Source organism: Streptomyces aureus (assembly GCF_001418135.1).
Taxonomy (GTDB): domain Bacteria; phylum Actinomycetota; class Actinomycetes; order Streptomycetales; family Streptomycetaceae; genus Streptomyces; species Streptomyces aureus_A.
In genome coordinates, this window is sequence record NZ_LIPQ01000571.1 from 1 (window position 1) to 2,189 (window position 2,189).

A 2,189-nucleotide genomic window follows, 5' to 3' on the forward strand; every position below is an offset into this window, starting at 1 on the left:
ACCCTGGAGGCCGCCCTCCCGCACCCCCGGCTCGGCGCCGCGGCCGAAGCGTCACTGGGCCGACTCGGCACCGTCCACTGATCCGGCACCGCCCACCGAGCGGAGCAGCGGGCGGGCCGCCCCGGCCACCTCGGCGTCCTGCCTCCGCTCCGGCACCAGCGCGAACGCCTCGATCTCCACCAGCAGTTCCGGGCGGACGAGCGCCGACACCTGGACCGCCGAGCTCGCCGGCAGCGGCGCCCCCGCGAAATGGGCGTCCCTGGCCTCCCGTACGGCCGGGAGATGGGCGACGTCCGTGACGAAGTACGTCAGCTTCACCACGTCCCGGAACCCGGCGCCCGCCGCCGCGAGACAGCGGTCCAGGTTCGCGAAGACCTGACGGGCCTGCGCCACCGCGTCGCCCTCGCCGACGACCGCGCCCGAGGCGTCGAACGCGCACTGGCCGGATATCGCGACGAAGCGGCCCGTCCCCCAGACGACATGGCTGTACTGCGGGCTGGCGGCGATCCCGTCGGGAGCGGGTACGTGGGTCAGGTGGCTCGTCATGCCCCACATCCTCGCCCACGGCACTGACAATGCCCGCGCCCCATGGGGCGCGGGCATGTGCCGGCGGGCGTGCCGGCGGTCCGCCGGCGGGTTTCGCCCGCGGCCCGGCCGGCGTCAGCGCACGTGGCCGAGGAACCCGTGCAGCGTGAGGCCCGCGGACTCGGCCGGGGCCGGGACGGACCGGGTCACCGGCTCGGGCTTCGGCTCCGGCAGCGCCGCGCAGGCCGCGTCCACCTCGGAGTCGCCCTCGGCGCGCGGGACCCTGCCCGTGGCGAGGTAGGTGGACAGGTGCCCGTCCATGCAGTCGTTCCCGCCGAGGGTCACGCCGTGGTTCCCGCCGCCCTCCTCCACGACCAGGCTGGAGCCGCGCATCAGCCGGTGCAGGGCGACCCCGCCCTCGTACGGCGTCGCGGCGTCGTCCGTGGCCTGGAGGATGAGGACCGGCGGCACCTGGTCGTTGCTGACGTCCGGCGGGGTCAGCGAGTCCACCGGCCAGAACGCGCACGGTGCGTTGTACCAGGCGTTGTTCCAGGTGGAGAAGGGCGCCTTGGCGTGCACGTCCCAGTTGTCCTTGCGCCAGACGCTCCAGTCGCGGGGCCAGGCCGCGTCCCGGCACTGCACGCTCGTGTAGACCGAGTAGCCGTTGTCGGCGGCCGCGTCGGCCTCGCCGTACCGCTCGTACGCCTCCGTGAGCGGCACCGCGTTCGCGTCGTTGACGTACGCGGCGAACGCCTTAGCGAGACGGGGCCAGTAGCCGTTGTAGTAGCCGCCGGGCAGATAGGTGTCCTCCAGCTCGCCCGGTCCGACCTTCCCGCCGGCCGGCTTCGCGCGCAGCTCGTCGCGCATCCGGTACCAGGCCGCCTCGACCTCCGCCGGGTCGGTGCCCAGCTTGTACACGGAGTCCTGCTTGGCCACCCAGGCCATGAAGTCCTTGTGCCGGGTGTCGAAGGCGTAGTCCTGCGCGATGTTGTCCTCGTACCAGACGCCGTGCGGGTTCACGACGGAGTCCAGCGCCATTCGCCGCACCCGGTCCGGGTGGAGCCGCGCGTACACGGCCCCCAGATAGGTGCCGTACGAGTAGCCGAGGTAGTTGATCTTCTGGGCGCCGAGCGCGCGCCGGATGACGTCCATGTCCCGGGCGGTGCTGACGGTGTCGATGTACGGCAGCACGTCCGCGTACTTCTTGCCGCAGGCCGCGGCGAAGGCCTGCGCCCGCTCGATCGCGAGCCGCTCGCCCGCGGCGTCGCCCGGCACCGAGTCCGGGCGGACCGGGGCGAAGTGGCCGGGCCTGCAGTCGAGCGCGGGCTCGCTCTTGCCGACCCCGCGCGGGTCGAAGCCGATCACGTCGTACTCGGCGGCCACCTTCGGGGGCAGCGAGGACGCCACGTACCCGGCCATGCCGCGGCCGCTGCCACCGGGCCCGCCCGGGTTCACGAGCAGCGGTCCCTGGAAGGTCTTCGAGGTGTGCGGGATCCGGGTGAGGGCGAGGGTGACGGTCCGGCCGGCCGGGTCGTCGTGGTTGAGCGGCACCCTGAGGGTGGCGCACTGGAGCTTCGGGTACGCCTCGGTGGCACAGCCGGTCCAGGCGAGCGTGGGGAAGGGGCGGGGGGCCGGTTCACCGGCGCCCGCCCCTTCCCCACGCT

2 protein-coding genes are annotated in these 2,189 nt (G+C 73.9%); both read right to left on the bottom strand.

Features of this window, described 5'->3' with window-relative positions; translation table 11 throughout:
- Positions 1 to 51: 51 nt before the first annotated feature.
- Complete coding sequence (locus AOK00_RS34190) at positions 52 to 546, bottom strand: RidA family protein (RefSeq protein WP_055604025.1); 495 nt, start codon at positions 544 to 546, stop codon at positions 52 to 54.
- A 114-nt stretch (positions 547 to 660) separates the two neighbouring features.
- Positions 661 to 2,189: alpha/beta hydrolase (locus AOK00_RS34195; RefSeq protein WP_055604026.1), on the bottom strand; the 1,529-nt coding region annotated here is incomplete at its 5' end.